Annotated in this window: 13 protein-coding genes; 8 read left to right on the top strand and 5 right to left on the bottom strand. The window is 61.1% G+C overall.

The annotated features are described in order from the left end of the window. Nucleotides 1-134: 134 nt before the first annotated feature. Both hemB and ppk1 read left to right on the top strand, forming a co-directional pair. Entirely contained in the window at nucleotides 135-1148 is a 1014-nt protein-coding gene (hemB, locus tag BBG20_RS09040) for a porphobilinogen synthase (protein WP_065902384.1), read from the top strand. Nucleotides 1149-1166: 18 nt separating this feature from the next. Continuing rightward, a complete protein-coding gene (ppk1, locus tag BBG20_RS09035; RefSeq protein ID WP_065902381.1) occupies nucleotides 1167-3389 on the top strand; it encodes a polyphosphate kinase 1 in 2223 nt (740 codons plus the stop codon). 416 nt (nucleotides 3390-3805) lie between these two features. Here the strand turns inward: ppk1 and ppx are convergent, their stop codons facing one another. Then, a complete protein-coding gene (gene ppx, locus BBG20_RS09030; protein ID WP_065902379.1) occupies nucleotides 3806-5308 on the bottom strand; it encodes an exopolyphosphatase in 1503 nt (500 codons plus the stop codon). Between the two features lie 447 nt (nucleotides 5309-5755). Between ppx and BBG20_RS09025 the strand changes: the two genes are divergently transcribed. From BBG20_RS09025 to BBG20_RS09010, 4 genes are all read left to right on the top strand, one after another. Next, a complete protein-coding gene (locus BBG20_RS09025; RefSeq protein ID WP_065902377.1) occupies nucleotides 5756-6412 on the top strand; it encodes a DUF1120 domain-containing protein in 657 nt (218 codons plus the stop codon). Between the two features lie 100 nt (nucleotides 6413-6512). Continuing rightward, nucleotides 6513-7229: a fimbria/pilus chaperone family protein gene (locus tag BBG20_RS09020; RefSeq protein WP_083221350.1), complete on the top strand. Its 717-nt coding sequence runs from the start codon at nucleotides 6513-6515 to the stop codon at nucleotides 7227-7229. Nucleotides 7230-7299: 70 nt separating this feature from the next. Next, on the top strand, nucleotides 7300-9738 hold the full coding sequence (locus BBG20_RS09015) for a fimbria/pilus outer membrane usher protein (protein ID WP_065902889.1): 2439 nt from the start codon (nucleotides 7300-7302) through the stop codon (nucleotides 9736-9738). Further along, nucleotides 9728-10261 carry a DUF1120 domain-containing protein gene (locus tag BBG20_RS09010; RefSeq protein WP_065902375.1) on the top strand — a complete coding sequence of 178 codons (534 nt, stop codon included), beginning with the start codon at nucleotides 9728-9730 and terminating at the stop codon, nucleotides 10259-10261. The genes BBG20_RS09015 and BBG20_RS09010 overlap by 11 nt, the downstream gene beginning before the upstream one ends. On the opposite strand, the gene BBG20_RS09005 is transcribed toward BBG20_RS09010, so the two are convergent. The 4 genes from BBG20_RS09005 to BBG20_RS08990 are packed head-to-tail and all read right to left on the bottom strand — an operon-like array spanning nucleotide 10233 to nucleotide 13072. After that, nucleotides 10233-10970, bottom strand: coding sequence for an amino acid ABC transporter ATP-binding protein (locus BBG20_RS09005; protein ID WP_065902374.1), 738 nt, complete (start codon nucleotides 10968-10970; stop codon nucleotides 10233-10235). The genes BBG20_RS09010 and BBG20_RS09005 overlap by 29 nt on opposite strands. Continuing rightward, entirely contained in the window at nucleotides 10957-11607 is a 651-nt protein-coding gene (locus tag BBG20_RS09000; protein ID WP_065902373.1) for an amino acid ABC transporter permease, read from the bottom strand. The genes BBG20_RS09005 and BBG20_RS09000 overlap by 14 nt, the downstream gene beginning before the upstream one ends. Then, a complete protein-coding gene (locus BBG20_RS08995; RefSeq protein WP_065902371.1) occupies nucleotides 11604-12272 on the bottom strand; it encodes an amino acid ABC transporter permease in 669 nt (222 codons plus the stop codon). The genes BBG20_RS09000 and BBG20_RS08995 overlap by 4 nt, the downstream gene beginning before the upstream one ends. 14 nt (nucleotides 12273-12286) lie before the next feature. Beyond that, a complete protein-coding gene (locus BBG20_RS08990) occupies nucleotides 12287-13072 on the bottom strand; it encodes a transporter substrate-binding domain-containing protein (RefSeq protein WP_065902369.1) in 786 nt (261 codons plus the stop codon). Nucleotides 13073-13327: 255 nt separating this feature from the next. Between BBG20_RS08990 and BBG20_RS08985 the strand changes: the two genes are divergently transcribed. Both BBG20_RS08985 and trxA read left to right on the top strand, forming a co-directional pair. Continuing rightward, entirely contained in the window at nucleotides 13328-14023 is a 696-nt protein-coding gene (locus tag BBG20_RS08985) for a FadR/GntR family transcriptional regulator (protein WP_065902368.1), read from the top strand. 121 nt (nucleotides 14024-14144) lie between these two features. Then, complete coding sequence (gene trxA / locus BBG20_RS08980; RefSeq protein WP_015886460.1) at nucleotides 14145-14474, top strand: thioredoxin TrxA; 330 nt, start codon at nucleotides 14145-14147, stop codon at nucleotides 14472-14474. Nucleotides 14475-14577: the final 103 nt, after the last annotated feature.

Genomic DNA, 14577 nt, shown 5'->3' with positions numbered 1-14577 from the left:
CGAAGTGAACAATTCCTACATAAACGACGAATGCGACTACAGGTCGCATCGATAAGCACAACTGTCATTCCTTCGTCATAATGGCCGCTTATAACTGCAACGCTCGCCCGTAAACACGGGCTCAGGAGTCTGTCGTGAGCTTTACCCCTGCCAATCGCCTGTTCCCTGCCACCCGCCTGCGCCGCAATCGCCGTGATGATTTTTCTCGTCGTCTGGTTCGTGAAAACGTACTGACCACGAACGATCTGATCCTGCCGGTGTTTGTGCTGGACGGTGACAATCGTCGGGAAGCGGTGGCGTCGATGCCGGGTGTAGAGCGCTTGACCATTGATCAGTTGCTGATCGAGGCGCAGAACTGGGTTGAGCTGGGGATTCCGGCGCTGGCGCTGTTTCCGGTCACGCCGCCTGGGCTCAAGTCGCTGGATGCTGCCGAAGCCTGGAACCCGCAAGGCATCGCCCAGCGCGCCACCCGCGCCCTGCGCGAGCGTTTCCCTGAGTTGGGGGTGATCACCGACGTGGCGTTGGACCCGTTCACCACCCACGGCCAGGATGGCATTCTCGACGAAGACGGCTATGTTCAAAACGACATTACCGTCGACGCGCTGGTCAAGCAGGCCTTGTCCCACGCCGCAGCGGGCGCCCAGGTGGTGGCGCCGTCAGACATGATGGACGGCCGCATCCAGGCGATTCGCGAAGCCCTGGAACTGGCGGGCCACGTCAATGTGCGGATCATGGCCTACTCGGCCAAGTATGCCAGTGCCTATTACGGCCCGTTCCGCGATGCGGTGGGCTCGGCGCTGAACCTGGGCAAGGCCGACAAGGCCTCGTACCAGATGGACCCGGCCAACAGCCACGAAGCCCTGCACGAGGTGGCCGCTGACCTGGCCGAAGGTGCCGATATGGTGATGGTCAAGCCCGGGATGCCTTACCTGGACATCCTTTACCGGGTCAAAGAGGAATTCAAAGTGCCGACCTTTGTCTATCAGGTCAGCGGTGAATACGCCATGCACATGGCCGCGATCCAGAATGGCTGGTTGAGTGAAGGGGTGATCCTTGAATCCCTGACTGCCTTTAAACGTGCTGGCGCCGATGGCATCCTGACCTACTTCGCCGCCCGCGCTGCCCAATTGCTTAGAGAGCAACAATAGCCCTCACAGGAACACTCGATGAATACCGAAGGACTCTCCGAAGTTGCCGTAAAAGACGCTCACCCGGTGGTGGAACAAGTCACCGAGACCCCGCCGGAGCTGGAGCCGGCCGCGCCTGCCGTGGTGGCCGAGCCGCCTGTGCCGGCGCCGGTGGTCGCGGTGACCAACCTGGATGACAGCAGCCTGTACATCCACCGCGAGCTGTCACAACTGCAATTCAATATCCGCGTGCTGGAGCAGGCGCTGGATGAGTCCTACCCGTTGCTGGAACGGCTGAAATTCCTGCTGATCTTCTCCAGCAACCTGGACGAGTTCTTCGAAATTCGCGTCGCCGGCCTCAAGAAGCAGATCACCTTCGCCCGTGAACAAGCCGGCGCCGACGGCCTGCAGCCGCACCAGGCGCTGGCGCGCATCAGCGAGCTGGTGCACGGCCATGTGGACCGCCAGTACGCGATCCTCAACGACATCCTGCTGCCGGAACTGGAAAAACATCAGGTCCGCTTCATTCGTCGTCGTCACTGGACCACCAAGATCAAGACCTGGGTGCGCCGTTACTTCCGCGACGAAATCGCGCCGATCATCACCCCGATCGGCCTCGACCCGACGCACCCGTTCCCGTTGCTGGTGAACAAGAGCCTGAACTTCATCGTCGAGCTCGAAGGTATCGACGCCTTCGGTCGCGATTCGGGCCTGGCGATTATCCCGGCGCCGCGCTTGCTGCCACGGATCATCAAGGTACCGGAAGAGGTGGGTGGGCCTGGCGATAACTATGTATTCCTTTCGTCGATGATCCACGCTCACGCCGATGACCTGTTCCAGGGCATGAAGGTCAAGGGCTGCTACCAGTTCCGCCTGACCCGTAACGCCGACCTGGCGCTGGACTCCGAAGACGTCGAAGACTTGGCGCGTGCCCTGCGTGGCGAGCTGTTCTCGCGGCGCTACGGCGACGCGGTGCGCCTGGAAGTGGCCGATACCTGCCCCAAGCACCTGTCGGACTACCTGCTCAAGCAGTTCAACCTGGGCGAGACCGAGCTGTATCAAGTCAACGGTCCGGTAAACCTGACGCGCCTGTTCAGCATCACCGGCCTGGACAGCCATCCGGAGCTGCAATACACGCCGTTCACCCCGCAGATCCCGAAACTGCTGCAAAACAGCGAAAACATTTTCAGCGTGATCAGCAAACAGGACATCCTGCTGCTGCACCCCTTCGAGTCCTTCACCCCGGTGGTCGACCTGCTGCGCCAGGCCGCCAAGGACCCGCATGTATTGGCCGTACGCCAGACCCTGTACCGCTCCGGCGCCAACTCGGAGATTGTCGATGCGTTGGTCGACGCGGCGCGTAACGGCAAGGAAGTCACCGCGGTGATCGAGCTGCGTGCGCGGTTCGACGAAGAATCCAACCTGCAACTGGCCAGCCGCCTGCAGGCCGCCGGCGCGGTGGTGATCTACGGCGTGGTGGGCTTCAAGACCCACGCCAAGATGATGCTGATCCTGCGCCGTGAAGCCGGTGAGATCGTGCGCTACGCCCACTTGGGTACCGGCAACTATCACGCCGGCAACGCCAAGCTCTACACCGACTACAGCCTGCTGACCTCCGACGACGCCTTGTGCGAAGACGTCGGCAAGTTGTTCAGCCAGTTGATCGGCATGGGCAAGACGTTGCGCATGAAGAAGCTGCTGCACGCGCCGTTCACCCTCAAGAAGGGCATGCTCGACATGATTGCCCGCGAGACCCAGTTCGCCCTCGACGGCAAGCCGGCGCACATCATTGCCAAGTTCAACTCGCTGACCGATCCGAAGATCATCCGCGCGCTGTACAAGGCCAGCCAGTCCGGCGTGCGCATTGACCTGGTGGTGCGTGGCATGTGCTGCCTGCGCCCGGGCATCGCCGGCGTCTCGCACAACATCCATGTGCGCTCGATCATCGGCCGCTTCCTGGAGCACACCCGCGTGTTCTACTTCCTCAACGGCGGCGAGGAGCAGATGTTCCTCTCCAGCGCCGACTGGATGGAGCGCAACCTCGACAAGCGTGTGGAGACGTGTTTCCCGGTAGAAGGCAAGAAGCTGATCATGCGGGTCAAGAAGGAGCTGGAAAGCTACCTCACCGACAACACCCACAGCTGGAGCCTGCAATCGGACGGCCGCTACGTGCGCAACACGCCAACCGGCAACCAGAACCCGCGCAGCGCGCAGGCGACGTTGCTGGAGAAGTTGGGCAGCCCGATCCTCTCGGTGAATTGAGGCTTTACCTGGCAGCATGAAAAACGGCCCTTTAAGGGCCGTTTTTTTGTGCTGGGTGTAGCCCAATTATTGTGGCGAGCGGGCTTTTTTGTGGTGACCGGGCCTTTTGTGGGGAGCGGGCTCTTTGTGGTGAGCGGGCCTTTTGTGGGGAGTGGGCTGTTTGTGGTGAGCGGGCTTGCCCCGCGTTGGGTGGCGCAGCCGCCCCAAAACCTGCAAACGCGCTCTGACTGACGCTCCTCGGTGGCTTGATGGGGCCGCTTCGCGCCCCAACGCGGGGCAAGCCCGCTCGCCACAAGAAGTTCGCTTGCCACCCACACAAGGCCTACTTGCCACAGACAACACGCTTGCCTACTCCAACAAGGCCCGCTTGGCACAGACAACAAGCCCTCATGCCACGCTAGCTGCCTGCTTCGAGGTCAGCGCAGGTTCAGGCTGAACCCCACCCGCGTCAGCCACTCCGCTTCCTGGGCGAAGTCCGCCTGGGTCAGTTGGTTCTCGTCCAGCCAGCCTTTCGGGAACACCACGTCGAGGCTCTCGCCGTTGGCGCGCAGGGTCACCTGGGGCATTTCCTGGGTGCCGCGGATGTGGTGGAACAGGATCGCAAAGCGCAGCAGCACGCACAGGCGGATCAGCTTGATGCCTTCGTCGCCGAATTCGGCGAACTTGTCCTTGGGGATGTTGCGGCGATGGCCGCGCACCAGCAGCGCGAGCATTTGCTGGTCCTCGCGGGAGAACCCGGCGAGGTCCGAGTGCTCGATGAGGTAGGCGCCATGCTTATGGTAATGGTAGTGGGCGATATCCAGGCCCACTTCATGCACCTTGGCCGCCCAACCCAGCAGCTCACGCCATACGCCGTCTTCGAGGTCCCAGTCTTCGGCCACCTGGTCGAATGCGTGCAAGGCTTTGCGCTCGACACGGGCGGCCTGCTCCAGGTCGACGTGATAACGCTCCATCAGCGAGCTGAGGGTACGCTCACGCACGTCCTCATGGTGGTGACGGCCCAGCAGGTCGTAGAGCACGCCTTCGCGCAAGGCGCCGTCGCAGTGGTCCATGCGTTGCAGCTCGAGGGCGTCGAAGATCGCTTCGAGGATCGCCAGGCCGGCCGGGAAGATGGCGCGACGGTCGGGCTTGATGCCGTCGAAGTCGATTTTCTCGGCATCGCCCAGTTTGAACAGCTTGCGCTTGAGCCACGCCAGGCCTTCGGCGTTGACCTCGCCGGTGCCATGACCGCCGGCTTTCAAGGCCAGGCCGATGGCACGGATGGTGCCGGACGAACCGATGGCTTCATCCCAGGTCAGGCGATGCAGGGCGTGTTCGATGCTCATGATCTCCAGGCGCGCCGCCGTGTAGGCCTGGGCGTAGCGTGCCGGGGTGATCTTGCCGTCCTTGAAATAGCGTTGGGTAAAGCTGACGCAGCCCATCTGCAGGCTTTCGCGCAGCAGTGGTTCGAAGCGTTGGCCGATGATGAACTCGGTACTGCCGCCGCCGATGTCCGCGACCAGGCGCTTGCCCGGTGTGTCGGCCAGCGTGTGCGAGACACCCAGGTAGATCAGGCGCGCCTCTTCACGGCCGGAGATGACCTCCACCGGGTGCCCGAGGATTTCCTCGGCGCGGCGGATGAATTCGCCGCGGTTGCGTGCTTCGCGCAGGGCGTTGGTGCCGACGATTCGTACGGCGCCCAGGGGCATGCCGTTGATCAGTTGGGCAAAACGCTTGAGGCAATCGAGCCCGCGCTGCATGGATTCTTCATTGAGCTGACGCTCGTCGTCGATCCCGGCGGCCAGTTGCACTTTCTCGCCGAGCCGCTCAAGGATGCGGATTTCGCCGTTCTGGGCCTTGGCCACGACCATGTGAAAGCTGTTGGAGCCCAGGTCGATGGCGGCGATCAGGGACAGATTCTTGGCTTGGGATTGCGGCATGGTTTGGGGGTCTCGGTCGATAACCTTGCCATCGTGCCACGATCGACCGCCAACGCCAACGCGTAGTGCTGCGGGAATTTCTCTCAGGTCGTCTGTAGGCGATTACTGTAGGAAATGTAGTCAAACTTTCCGCACCACTGTTAGCACAGTCGTTGGAAGCTGTAGGAATATATAACTTCGTGCTTATGGACGGCTGATTATGATTTCGCCTACAAATTAAACGTCAGGGTTCTATTCGTTAAGTGGTTCGGGACTACTGTTGCGGCGCGCTCAGATGACAGTTTGTTTATATCACTCCCACAGTAATCACGGTGTCGTCTTATTCTTTGTTCGGGCATCAAAGCGACAGACTGTCACTCGGCAATCTTGCCGTGGTGTTATTTATTTATGGCTTGTTTATTCAAGCGCAAATAAAGGCGCCTCCTAACTTTAGATGACAGGTCGATTATGAAAAAAATTGTTGGATTGACTCTTGGTATCGCGTGCCTGGCTGGCGCCCTCAATGTTCATGCGTCCACCAGTGCCGAGCTGATTGTCAGGGGCACTATCAAGCCCACAGCCTGCAACCTCAGCATGACCGGTGGCGGGATTATCAACTACGGCGATATTCCCTCGGGCACGTTGCAGCAGACCGCCTTCAACCCCCTGGCCGAACGAACCACGCCCCTGAGCGTCAGTTGCGGCAGCACACCCATGACGTTCGGACTGAGATTTGTCGACCTGCAGTCCGCCAGCAAGGTCTCGGGGATCCTCAATGCATTGGGTTCGGGTTATACCGAAACGCATAACTATGGCTTGGGCATGGTGTCTGGTCGGCGCACCGGCGGCTTTGCGGTCACCCTCAGGGACCTGAGGACAAGCACTGCGACGCTGTTTCCGATCATGCGTGTCGGTTCCGGTGGCTGGCAGAGCAGCGACGGTAAGGTTGCCCAATCGCCCTCTCAATACTCGTGGCGCAGCGGCACTGCGATTTCCCCGGCCTCGATTCCTCAGCTGACCGGGACCATTGCGGTGCGCGCAGTGATCAACAGGGCGCAAGACCTGGACTTGAGTCGTGACATTACCCTTGATGGGCGCGCAACACTTGAGTTGAGTTACATCTAAGCGACTGAATGATAGCCGATCAGAAATGTGTGTATTTCTTGTCGGCTGTTTTATCCGGGCCTGATTATCAATCGCCAACTTATGTCGTGGGGAATACTGGGTGCTTAGTCTTTCAGTCATAAATAATGCGCGGTTGTTTTGTGCAGGTTTGTTGTTGTGTTTTAACAGTGTTGCCCTCGCGGATGGCATGTTGCCGGAAACCACCGTCGTTGTGCTTTATGAAGCACAGGGCGAAGCAACGATAAATATCAAGAATACCGACCCTGGGCCGGCGCTACTTCACTCAGTCGTGGAAAATGTGCCCGAAGACGTCGAGCCTCTGTTGATCGTGACGCCGCCCATCACACGCGTGGAGGCGGGTGAAACCCAGTTGGTACGTTTTATCGCCACATTGAAGGAACCCCTGAAGACCCAGCGATTGAAGCGGGTGTCTTTCGAGGGCATCCCCCAGGCACGCGGCCCAGGCGGTGCGACGATTGGTATCACCTTGCGGCAGAATTTACCGCTGATCCTGCACCCAAAGGATCTTCCTGTGCACGACACGCCCTGGGAGCTGCTGAAGTGGAAGCGTGCGGGCAAAAGTCTTACGGTCCACAACGACAGCGCTTACGTGGTACGCCTGGAGCCACAGGTGCAGTTGCTGCCCCAAGGGGGGCTCGCCACCTTGCCGCGCACCTATGTGTTGCCGGGGGAAGCGCTTGCGGTGCAGGTCGACGGCGCGCTGGAGGGCGTGACGGGCGTCGAGATCAGGCCGGCCACGCTCTACGGGTTTTCGGCGGATAGCTATCGGGCCCTGATCAATGCCGACGAGGGTTGATCGACCGATGAACAACCAGTCGAATAACAGGCGTGTGGCTTTTGTGTGGCCGCGCCGACCCACGCTATTGATGGGGATGGCGACGCTATGGGGGCTGCCCGGCTTCGCCCCGGCGCTGGAGTTGGGGGAGGGGTTCGACCTCGCGGCACTCACCACCCACGGTATCGACCCGAAGGTCTCCGACTACTTTCGCAGTGCCGCGCGCTTTCGCGAGGGCGTGCAGGTGGTGGGGCTGCAGGTCAATGGCAATCCGCTGGGGTTGGTCGATGCTCGGTTCGACGCCCAGGGGCAATTGTGTTTTACCAAGGGGCTGCTGGAAAAAGCCGGGTTGATCGAGCCTGGCCGCGTGCTTCACAAAGGCGCGACTGCAGACCAGGCTTGCCATGACTTCCTTGGCGCGTTCCCGACGACGATGGTGCGCCTGCGCCCCGGCAACGAGGAGATCGCGTTGGTGGTGCCCACCGGATCACTGCGTGAGCCGCAATGGGAGGCGGGGCAATTTGCCCGGGGTGGTGCGGCGGCGTTATTCAACTATGACGTACAGGGGTTCAACAGCTATTCGGACAGTGGACCCAATCGCTTCGTTTCGGCCTATACCGAGGCCGGCTTCAACCTCGGCGACTGGATTGTTCGCAGCCGCCAATTCTATGTATCCGACAACGGTGTGGCCCGCAACGAGCACCTGTACGCCTACGCCCAGCGAGACCTGAGTGCGTTGCAATCGACCTTCCAGGTGGGGCAACTCTCCAGCAACAACCCGCTGTTTGGTGGCCTGCAGTTATCCGGCGTGCAGTTTTCTCCCGATGGCCAATCGCGAGCGCCGGCAGGCAGTAACAACGCCGTGGTCGAGGGGTTGGCCCAAAGCCAGTCGCGCATTGAGGTGCGCCAGTCCGGCGTGCTGATTCACAGCACGCTGGTGCCCGAAGGCCCCTTTCGGCTGACCGGTTTGCCGTTGCTCAACAGCACCAGCGACCTGGAGGTCAGTGTCATCGATGTGCGGGGCGCCAAGCGCAGTTTCGTGGTGCCGGCGGCGTCGTTCGCAGGGAGTACGCCGGCGGCACCTGGGTATTATTTCTCGTTGGGCAAGGTGCGCAAGAATGCACATGAACAAGGCCCCACGCCGGTGGTCGCCATGGGCAGCGGCACGTGGGGCCTGGGACGCGATTCGTCCGCCGGCCTTGGCTTGTTGAGCACCGATGAATATTGGTCGGCAGGTGGCACCCTGGGCAGTGTGCTGTTCCAGCGGGTTTCCGTGGGGGCTCGCCATAACGTGTCTCGTGATAGCCGTGACGCGGTATCCGGGGCTCGCAGCAGCGTATCGGTGAGCAGCCCGGTCCACGCCAATGTGGACGTCAACCTCAGCGCGACCACGCAGACCCGTGGCTATCGCGAAGTCCATGAAGCGGGCCGCTCAGCCAGGGTCGATGACCTGGATGCGCGTTTCAAAAATCAGTACACGGCAGGTGTGAGCTGGGTCGACACCACCCTGGGAGCATTTTCCCTGGGCTATACCCGCAGTGCCCAGTTTGATGGGCAATCGGCCGACCATGTGTTTGCATCGTGGAATAAATCGTTCCGGCACGCCGATGTCGCGTTGGTGGCCGACTCACAGGTGGGCGGCCGTCAGTCACGCCGTGACGGCACACGCGATGACAATCGTCGCGATGCGGCCCTGGACAATGATCTGTCCGTGCGGCTGCAGGTCAGCGTGCCGCTGGGCAGTGACCGTCGCGTGAACAGCTATATCAGTCGGCGTGGTGATCAATCCCGTGCCGGCACTGCGCTCAGTGAGCGGGTCAATGATTACGTCAATTACGAGGTGGGCGTCGAGCGTGACCTCAGTGCCCGCGAGCAATCGATGCGCGGCCAGGTGGAGCTGATGCCACGTTACACGCGGGTCGGCCTGGGCGTCAGCCAGGACCCGCTGGGCACTCTATACAACGGGCAGTTACAGGGTGGCGTGGTGGCTCACGCCGGCGGGGTGACCTTCTCGCCGTATGCGGTGCAGGACACATTTGGCATTGCATCGGTGGGCAATATCGGCGCTGCGAAGCTCGACACCCCGTACGGCCCGGTATGGACGGACTTCAGCGGACAGGCCGTAATCCCGGGCTTGCCCGCCTATACCGACAGCCGCATTGAAGTGCAGACCCAGTCCCTGCCAAAACGCGTTGACCTGAAAAACGGCACCCAAGTGCTGGCTGCCGGGCGAGGGTCGGTCAATACCGTGGCATTCGATGTGGTGAGCGTGCGCCGTGTACTGCTCACCGCCACTGATGAGCAAGGCCAAGCGCTGCCACAGGGCGCTGCGGTGTTCGACAAAAACAAGCGCTTCCTGACCAGTGTGGTGGGTGACGGCATGATCTTCCTGAATGACGTCAATGACTCGCTAGACCTCAGGGTTGCACTGCCGGACTCATCCTCTTGCCGGCTCAACGTTGTTCCCGAGGCCGAGGCCGACAATGACAAATTCTATGAGACAACCTCGGCGGTGTGCCATGTCCTTTAAGTTCAAGACCAAGTGTCTTGCCCTGTTCTGTACGGTGTTGATCGCTGAGGGTGTACAGGCAGAAAACTGCCGGCTGTCCGTCAGCCAGCCGCGTATCGACTATGGCGTCATCCGCAACGAGTCGCGTGCCGAAAGCCCCTTGCTTGCCCTCGGTAAGCGCAGGGTGCAGCTCAATGTGCTGTGTGTGGAGCCCTCGGCTATCGGCGTGAGATTTATCGGCGCAGCAGACGGGCAAGGGTATCTGTTTGGCCGGCAGGGGCGCTTTCGCCTGGCTCTCCTGCAGGCCCAGGTGGATGGGCGCGTTGTCGAGTGGACGCTGGCACATCGGCCTGGTGAGACCGCCGACGGGCAGTTGTTGCCAGGCCAGGTCCTGGTGGCTCAGGCGGCCGGCAAGCGACTGACGGCTCAGGTCGAAATCGATACCGACCTGCCCACCAGTGCCCTGCAGGTACGCAGCCAGACAGTGCTGGAGGGGCAGGGCCGTTTCGAACTGGTCAGTCCGGCTGCTCCACTGAGCCGATGAAGTTGGCGAACTCAGGGGTTTGCGGGTTGGCGAACAGCACTTTGGGGTCGCCCACTTCATGCACCTTGCCCTGGTGCATGAACACCAGTTTGTCGCCCACTTCCCGGGCGAAGCGCATCTCGTGGGTCACCATGATCAGGGTCATGCCGTCCTTGGCCAGTTGGCGTACCACGCTGAGCACTTCATTGACCAACTCCGGATCGAGGGCCGAGGTGATTTCATCGCATAGCAGTACCTTGGGCGACATGGCCAGGGCGCGGGCGATGGCGACCCGCTGTTGCTGGCCGCCGGACAGGCGATCGGGGAAGGCATCGAATTTCTCGCCCAGCCCGACGCGCTCCAGCATCTGCCGGGCCAGTTGGGCCGCCTTGGCTTTCGGCACTTTCTGCACCACCTGCGGCGCGAGCATTACGTTTTCGCCAACCGTCAGGTGCGGAAACAGGTTGAACTGCTGGAACACCATCCCGACTTTCTGTCGCAGGCTGCGCAGATCGGCACGGGCGGCATCGAGGTACTCGCCATCGACTTCGATCACGCCGTCGTTGATGGATTCCAGGCCATTGAGTGTGCGCAGCAAGGTGGACTTGCCCGAGCCGCTGCGGCCGATGATCGCCACCACCTGGCCTTCTTCGACGGTCAGGTCGATGCTCTTGAGTACATGGTGATCGCCGTAATACTTATGCAGGGCGGAAATTCTAAGCAGAGGCATGCAGTCTCCTTTCCAGGTAGCGGGCACTGAGGGACAAGGGGTAGCAGAGCAGGAAGTAACCGAGGGCGACCAGGCCGTAGACCATGAATGGTTCGAAGGTGGCGTTGGCGAGCATGCCGCCGGTCTTGGTCAGCTCGGTGAAGCCAATGATCGAGGTTACCGCGGTGCCCTTGATGACTTGCACCGAGAAACCCACGGTCGGCGCCACGGCAATCCGCAGGGCTTGCGGCAGGATCACGTAGCGCAGTTGCTCCAACGGGTTCAACGCCAGGCTGGCCGAGGCTTCCCATTGCCCGTGGGCGATGGAGTCGACGCAGCCGCGCCAGATTTCGGCGAGGTAGGCGCTGGTAAACAGCGTCAGGGCAATCGCGGCTGCCAGCCACGGCGAAATATCCACCCCGAGCAGGGCAATGCCAAAAAACACCAGGAACAGCTGCATCAACAGCGGCGTGCCCTGGAACAGTTCAATGTAGGTGCGGGCGACATTGCGCGGGAAGGCTTTGCGGCTGATGCGCATCGTCATCACCAACAAGCCGATCACGCCGCCGCCGATAAACGCCACCAGCGACAGCAGCAACGTCCACTGCAAGCCGATGGCGAGGTTGCGCACGATGTCCCAGAAGGAGAAATCACTCATCGGCTGTTCCTCATCACAAACCGGCGGCCGATCCAGTTCAGCAACTGGCGAATCATCAGCGCCATGCACAGGTACACCAGGGTGGTCAGGGCATAGGTTTCGAACGCACGGAAATTGCGCGACTGGATAAAGTTGGCGGCAAAGCTCAACTCCTCGGCGGCGATCTGCGAACACACCGCCGAACCGAGCATCACGATGATGATCTGGCTGCTCAGGGCCGGCCACACCTTGCCCAGCGCCGGCAGCAGCACCACATGGCGGAACGCCTCGAAGCGCGTCATTGCCAGCGCCGCAGCGGCTTCCAGTTGCCCACGCGGGATGGCCTGGATGCCGGCGCGGATGATCTCGGTGGAGTAGGCCCCCAGGTTGATCACCATCGCCAGCACGGCGGCTTGCCATTCGGTGATCTTCAGCCCCAGGGACGGCAGGCCGAAGAAGATGAAAAACAACTGCACCAGGAACGGCGTGTTGCGGATCAACTCGACGTACACCCCGAAGAACCACGCAAACGGCTGGATCTTCCACGCCCGCACCACCGCGCCGACGGTGCCCAGGGCTACCCCCAGGATGGCGCCGATGGCGGTCAGCTCAAGGGTGAACAGCGCGCCGCGCAACAGCAGGTCGGTATTGGCCAGCACCGGCACAAAGTCGAATTGATAGGCCATCAATCAGCTCCGCTTCACAGATCGGCAGGCAGTGGCTCTTTCAGCCATTGCATTGCATTCTTTTCCAGGCTGCCGTCAGCTTTTGCCGCGACCAGGATCTGGTTGACCTTCTCCAGCAACGCCGGCTCGTTCTTGTTCACGCCGACGTACACCGGCGAATCCTTGAGTTTCACTTTCAGCGCCGGCACGCGTTTCGGGTTGCGCTCGCTGATCGCCACCATCACTACGTTGCCGCTGGCGATGAGGTCGACCTGGCCGGCCAAGTAGGCGGCGATGGTCGAGTTGTTGTCTTCGAAGCGCTTGATCGTGGCCTCTTTGGGTGCCACGGCGGTCAGCTCGATGTCTTCAATGGCGCCACGGGTCACGCTGATGGTCTTGCCCTTGAGGTCGTCGGTGGTGCTGATCGCCGCGTCAGGCGGGCCGAATACGGCGAGGTAGAACGGTGCATAGGCCCGGGAGAAGTCGATGACCTTTTCGCGCTCGGGGTTTTTACCCAGGCTGGAAATCACCAGGTCGACCTTGCCAGTGGTGAGGAACGGAATGCGGTTGGTGCTGTTGACCGGGGTCAGTTCCAGCTTGACCTTGAGCTGGTCGGCCAGCAGCTTGGCGGTGTCGATGTCCAAGCCGCGAGGCTTCATGTCCGGGCCGACTGAGCCGAAGGGCGGGAAGTCCTGGGGCACGGCGACCTTTAGGGTGCCACGGGCGACAATATCGTCCAGACCGTTGGCCTGGGCGGGTGCCTGGCTCAGCATCAGGCTGGCAAACAGGGCAGTGAGCAGGGCGCTGTAGCGCTTGGTCATGGCAACTCTCCGAGAAGGGCGAAGGAATTTTCTGATTTTGCTCAGTGCACAGCCCATGCCAGCCCTCTCGGAATCGTCTGAAGGGCCGGGATTTGTTGAGGTTTGGTGGTCTTACTGGTCTGAACAGTCAGATGGCTTTTCGCACCTTTTTCGAGCGCCGGTAAAACCCCGCGAGCCCCTTTGGGGCGTGGCTTGCCGTGGCCTTCGAATAGCTTTACAACTAGCCGCTCTGATGACGAGAACCTTGAGTTTTTTATGAATTCCATCGCCCAAGCCGTACCGGAAGCGGCCCTGCAGGCCATCCGTAAACTGATCAAGGAGCAAGGCTTCGGGCCGGGCGACGCCCTGCCGTCCCAGCGCGACCTGGCGGTGCAGTTGGGGGTGAGTCGGGCGTCATTGCGCGAAGCGTTGTCGTCCCTCAGTGCCCTGGGGGTGGTCAGCGTGCAGCCAGGCAAGGGCGTGTTCGTGCAGGCGGCAGAAGAGGCGCCGGGGTTTGCCTGGCCCTTCGCGGCGCAGGCCACGCCGTTGGATATCTTCCAGTTGCGCTACGCCCTCGAGGGGTTTGCGGCAGGGTTGGCGGCGATGACCTTGACCCTCGATGAGCTGGACAGCCTGGAAGATAACGTCGAGGCGATGCGCAAGGTGCTCAAGGCCGGTGACTTTGAAGCGGCGGCCCGGCTGGACTTCGAATTCCACCAGCGCATCCTCCTGGCCAGCGGCAATCAGGCGATGGTGAGCATCCTGAGTGCCAGCGCCGAGGTGTTCCTGGAGAGCCAGAAACTACCGTTCATCCGGCCGGAGCGGGCCATGGAGACCTGGCAGGAGCACCGCAGGATCCTGCGCGCCCTGGCCCGTCGCGCCAGTGCGGCGGCACAAAAAACCATGCAGGAACACGTGCGCAATGCGGCATTGCGCACTGGCATCGCCTTCGTGACGCCCGTCACGCCCTGAGTCGGGCCATACCCAAACTCATGCGCCATCATAGGAAGACTCAATCAGAGGCGGCTTCCTGAACGGGGGAAGGGCGGCTATGATGGGCAACGTTTTTTTTGCTTACAATCCGGAGACATCCATGAGCAACGATCTTATCAAGCACGTCACCGACGCGACCTTTGAGGCCGAAGTACTCAAGGCTGCTGGCCCGGTGCTGGTTGACTACTGGGCTGAATGGTGTGGCCCTTGCAAAATGATCGCTCCGGTCCTGGACGACATTGCAACCACCTACGAAGGCAAGTTGACCATTGCCAAGCTGAACATCGACGACAACCAGGAAACCCCGGCCAAGCATGGCGTGCGTGGTATCCCTACGTTGATGCTGTTCAAGAACGGCAACGTCGAAGCCACCAAGGTCGGCGCGCTGTCGAAGTCCCAGCTGCAAGCTTTCCTCGACGCGAACATCTAAACGTCGTCAAAAAAGCCCCGCAAATTGCGGGGCTTTTTCGTGAAACAGGGCTAGACGCTCCGAAACTCAGGTGGTACATTCGGCCCCGCACTGGTTTCTCCAC

The sequence above is a fragment of the Pseudomonas aylmerensis genome, assembly GCF_001702265.1.
Taxonomy (GTDB): domain Bacteria; phylum Pseudomonadota; class Gammaproteobacteria; order Pseudomonadales; family Pseudomonadaceae; genus Aquipseudomonas; species Aquipseudomonas aylmerensis.
This window is presented reverse-complemented; position numbering and strand designations above follow the sequence as displayed.

What these genes read in the sequence shown, in the direction of transcription:
- BBG20_RS09015 (WP_065902889.1), top strand. Translation starts at nt 7,300, where the DNA reads ATGGGGATGGCGACGCTATGGGGGCTGCCCGGCTTCGCCCCGGCGCTG.
- ppk1 (WP_065902381.1), top strand. Translation starts at nt 1,167, where the DNA reads ATGAATACCGAAGGACTCTCCGAAGTTGCCGTAAAAGACGCTCACCCG.
- trxA (WP_015886460.1), top strand. Translation starts at nt 14,145, where the DNA reads ATGAGCAACGATCTTATCAAGCACGTCACCGACGCGACCTTTGAGGCC.
- BBG20_RS08995 (WP_065902371.1), bottom strand. Translation starts at nt 12,272, where the DNA reads ATGGCCTATCAATTCGACTTTGTGCCGGTGCTGGCCAATACCGACCTG.
- BBG20_RS09005 (WP_065902374.1), bottom strand. Translation starts at nt 10,970, where the DNA reads ATGCCTCTGCTTAGAATTTCCGCCCTGCATAAGTATTACGGCGATCAC.
- BBG20_RS09010 (WP_065902375.1), top strand. Translation starts at nt 9,728, where the DNA reads ATGTCCTTTAAGTTCAAGACCAAGTGTCTTGCCCTGTTCTGTACGGTG.
- BBG20_RS08985 (WP_065902368.1), top strand. Translation starts at nt 13,328, where the DNA reads ATGAATTCCATCGCCCAAGCCGTACCGGAAGCGGCCCTGCAGGCCATC.
- BBG20_RS09025 (WP_065902377.1), top strand. Translation starts at nt 5,756, where the DNA reads ATGAAAAAAATTGTTGGATTGACTCTTGGTATCGCGTGCCTGGCTGGC.
- BBG20_RS09000 (WP_065902373.1), bottom strand. Translation starts at nt 11,607, where the DNA reads ATGAGTGATTTCTCCTTCTGGGACATCGTGCGCAACCTCGCCATCGGC.
- BBG20_RS08990 (WP_065902369.1), bottom strand. Translation starts at nt 13,072, where the DNA reads ATGACCAAGCGCTACAGCGCCCTGCTCACTGCCCTGTTTGCCAGCCTG.
- ppx (WP_065902379.1), bottom strand. Translation starts at nt 5,308, where the DNA reads ATGCCGCAATCCCAAGCCAAGAATCTGTCCCTGATCGCCGCCATCGAC.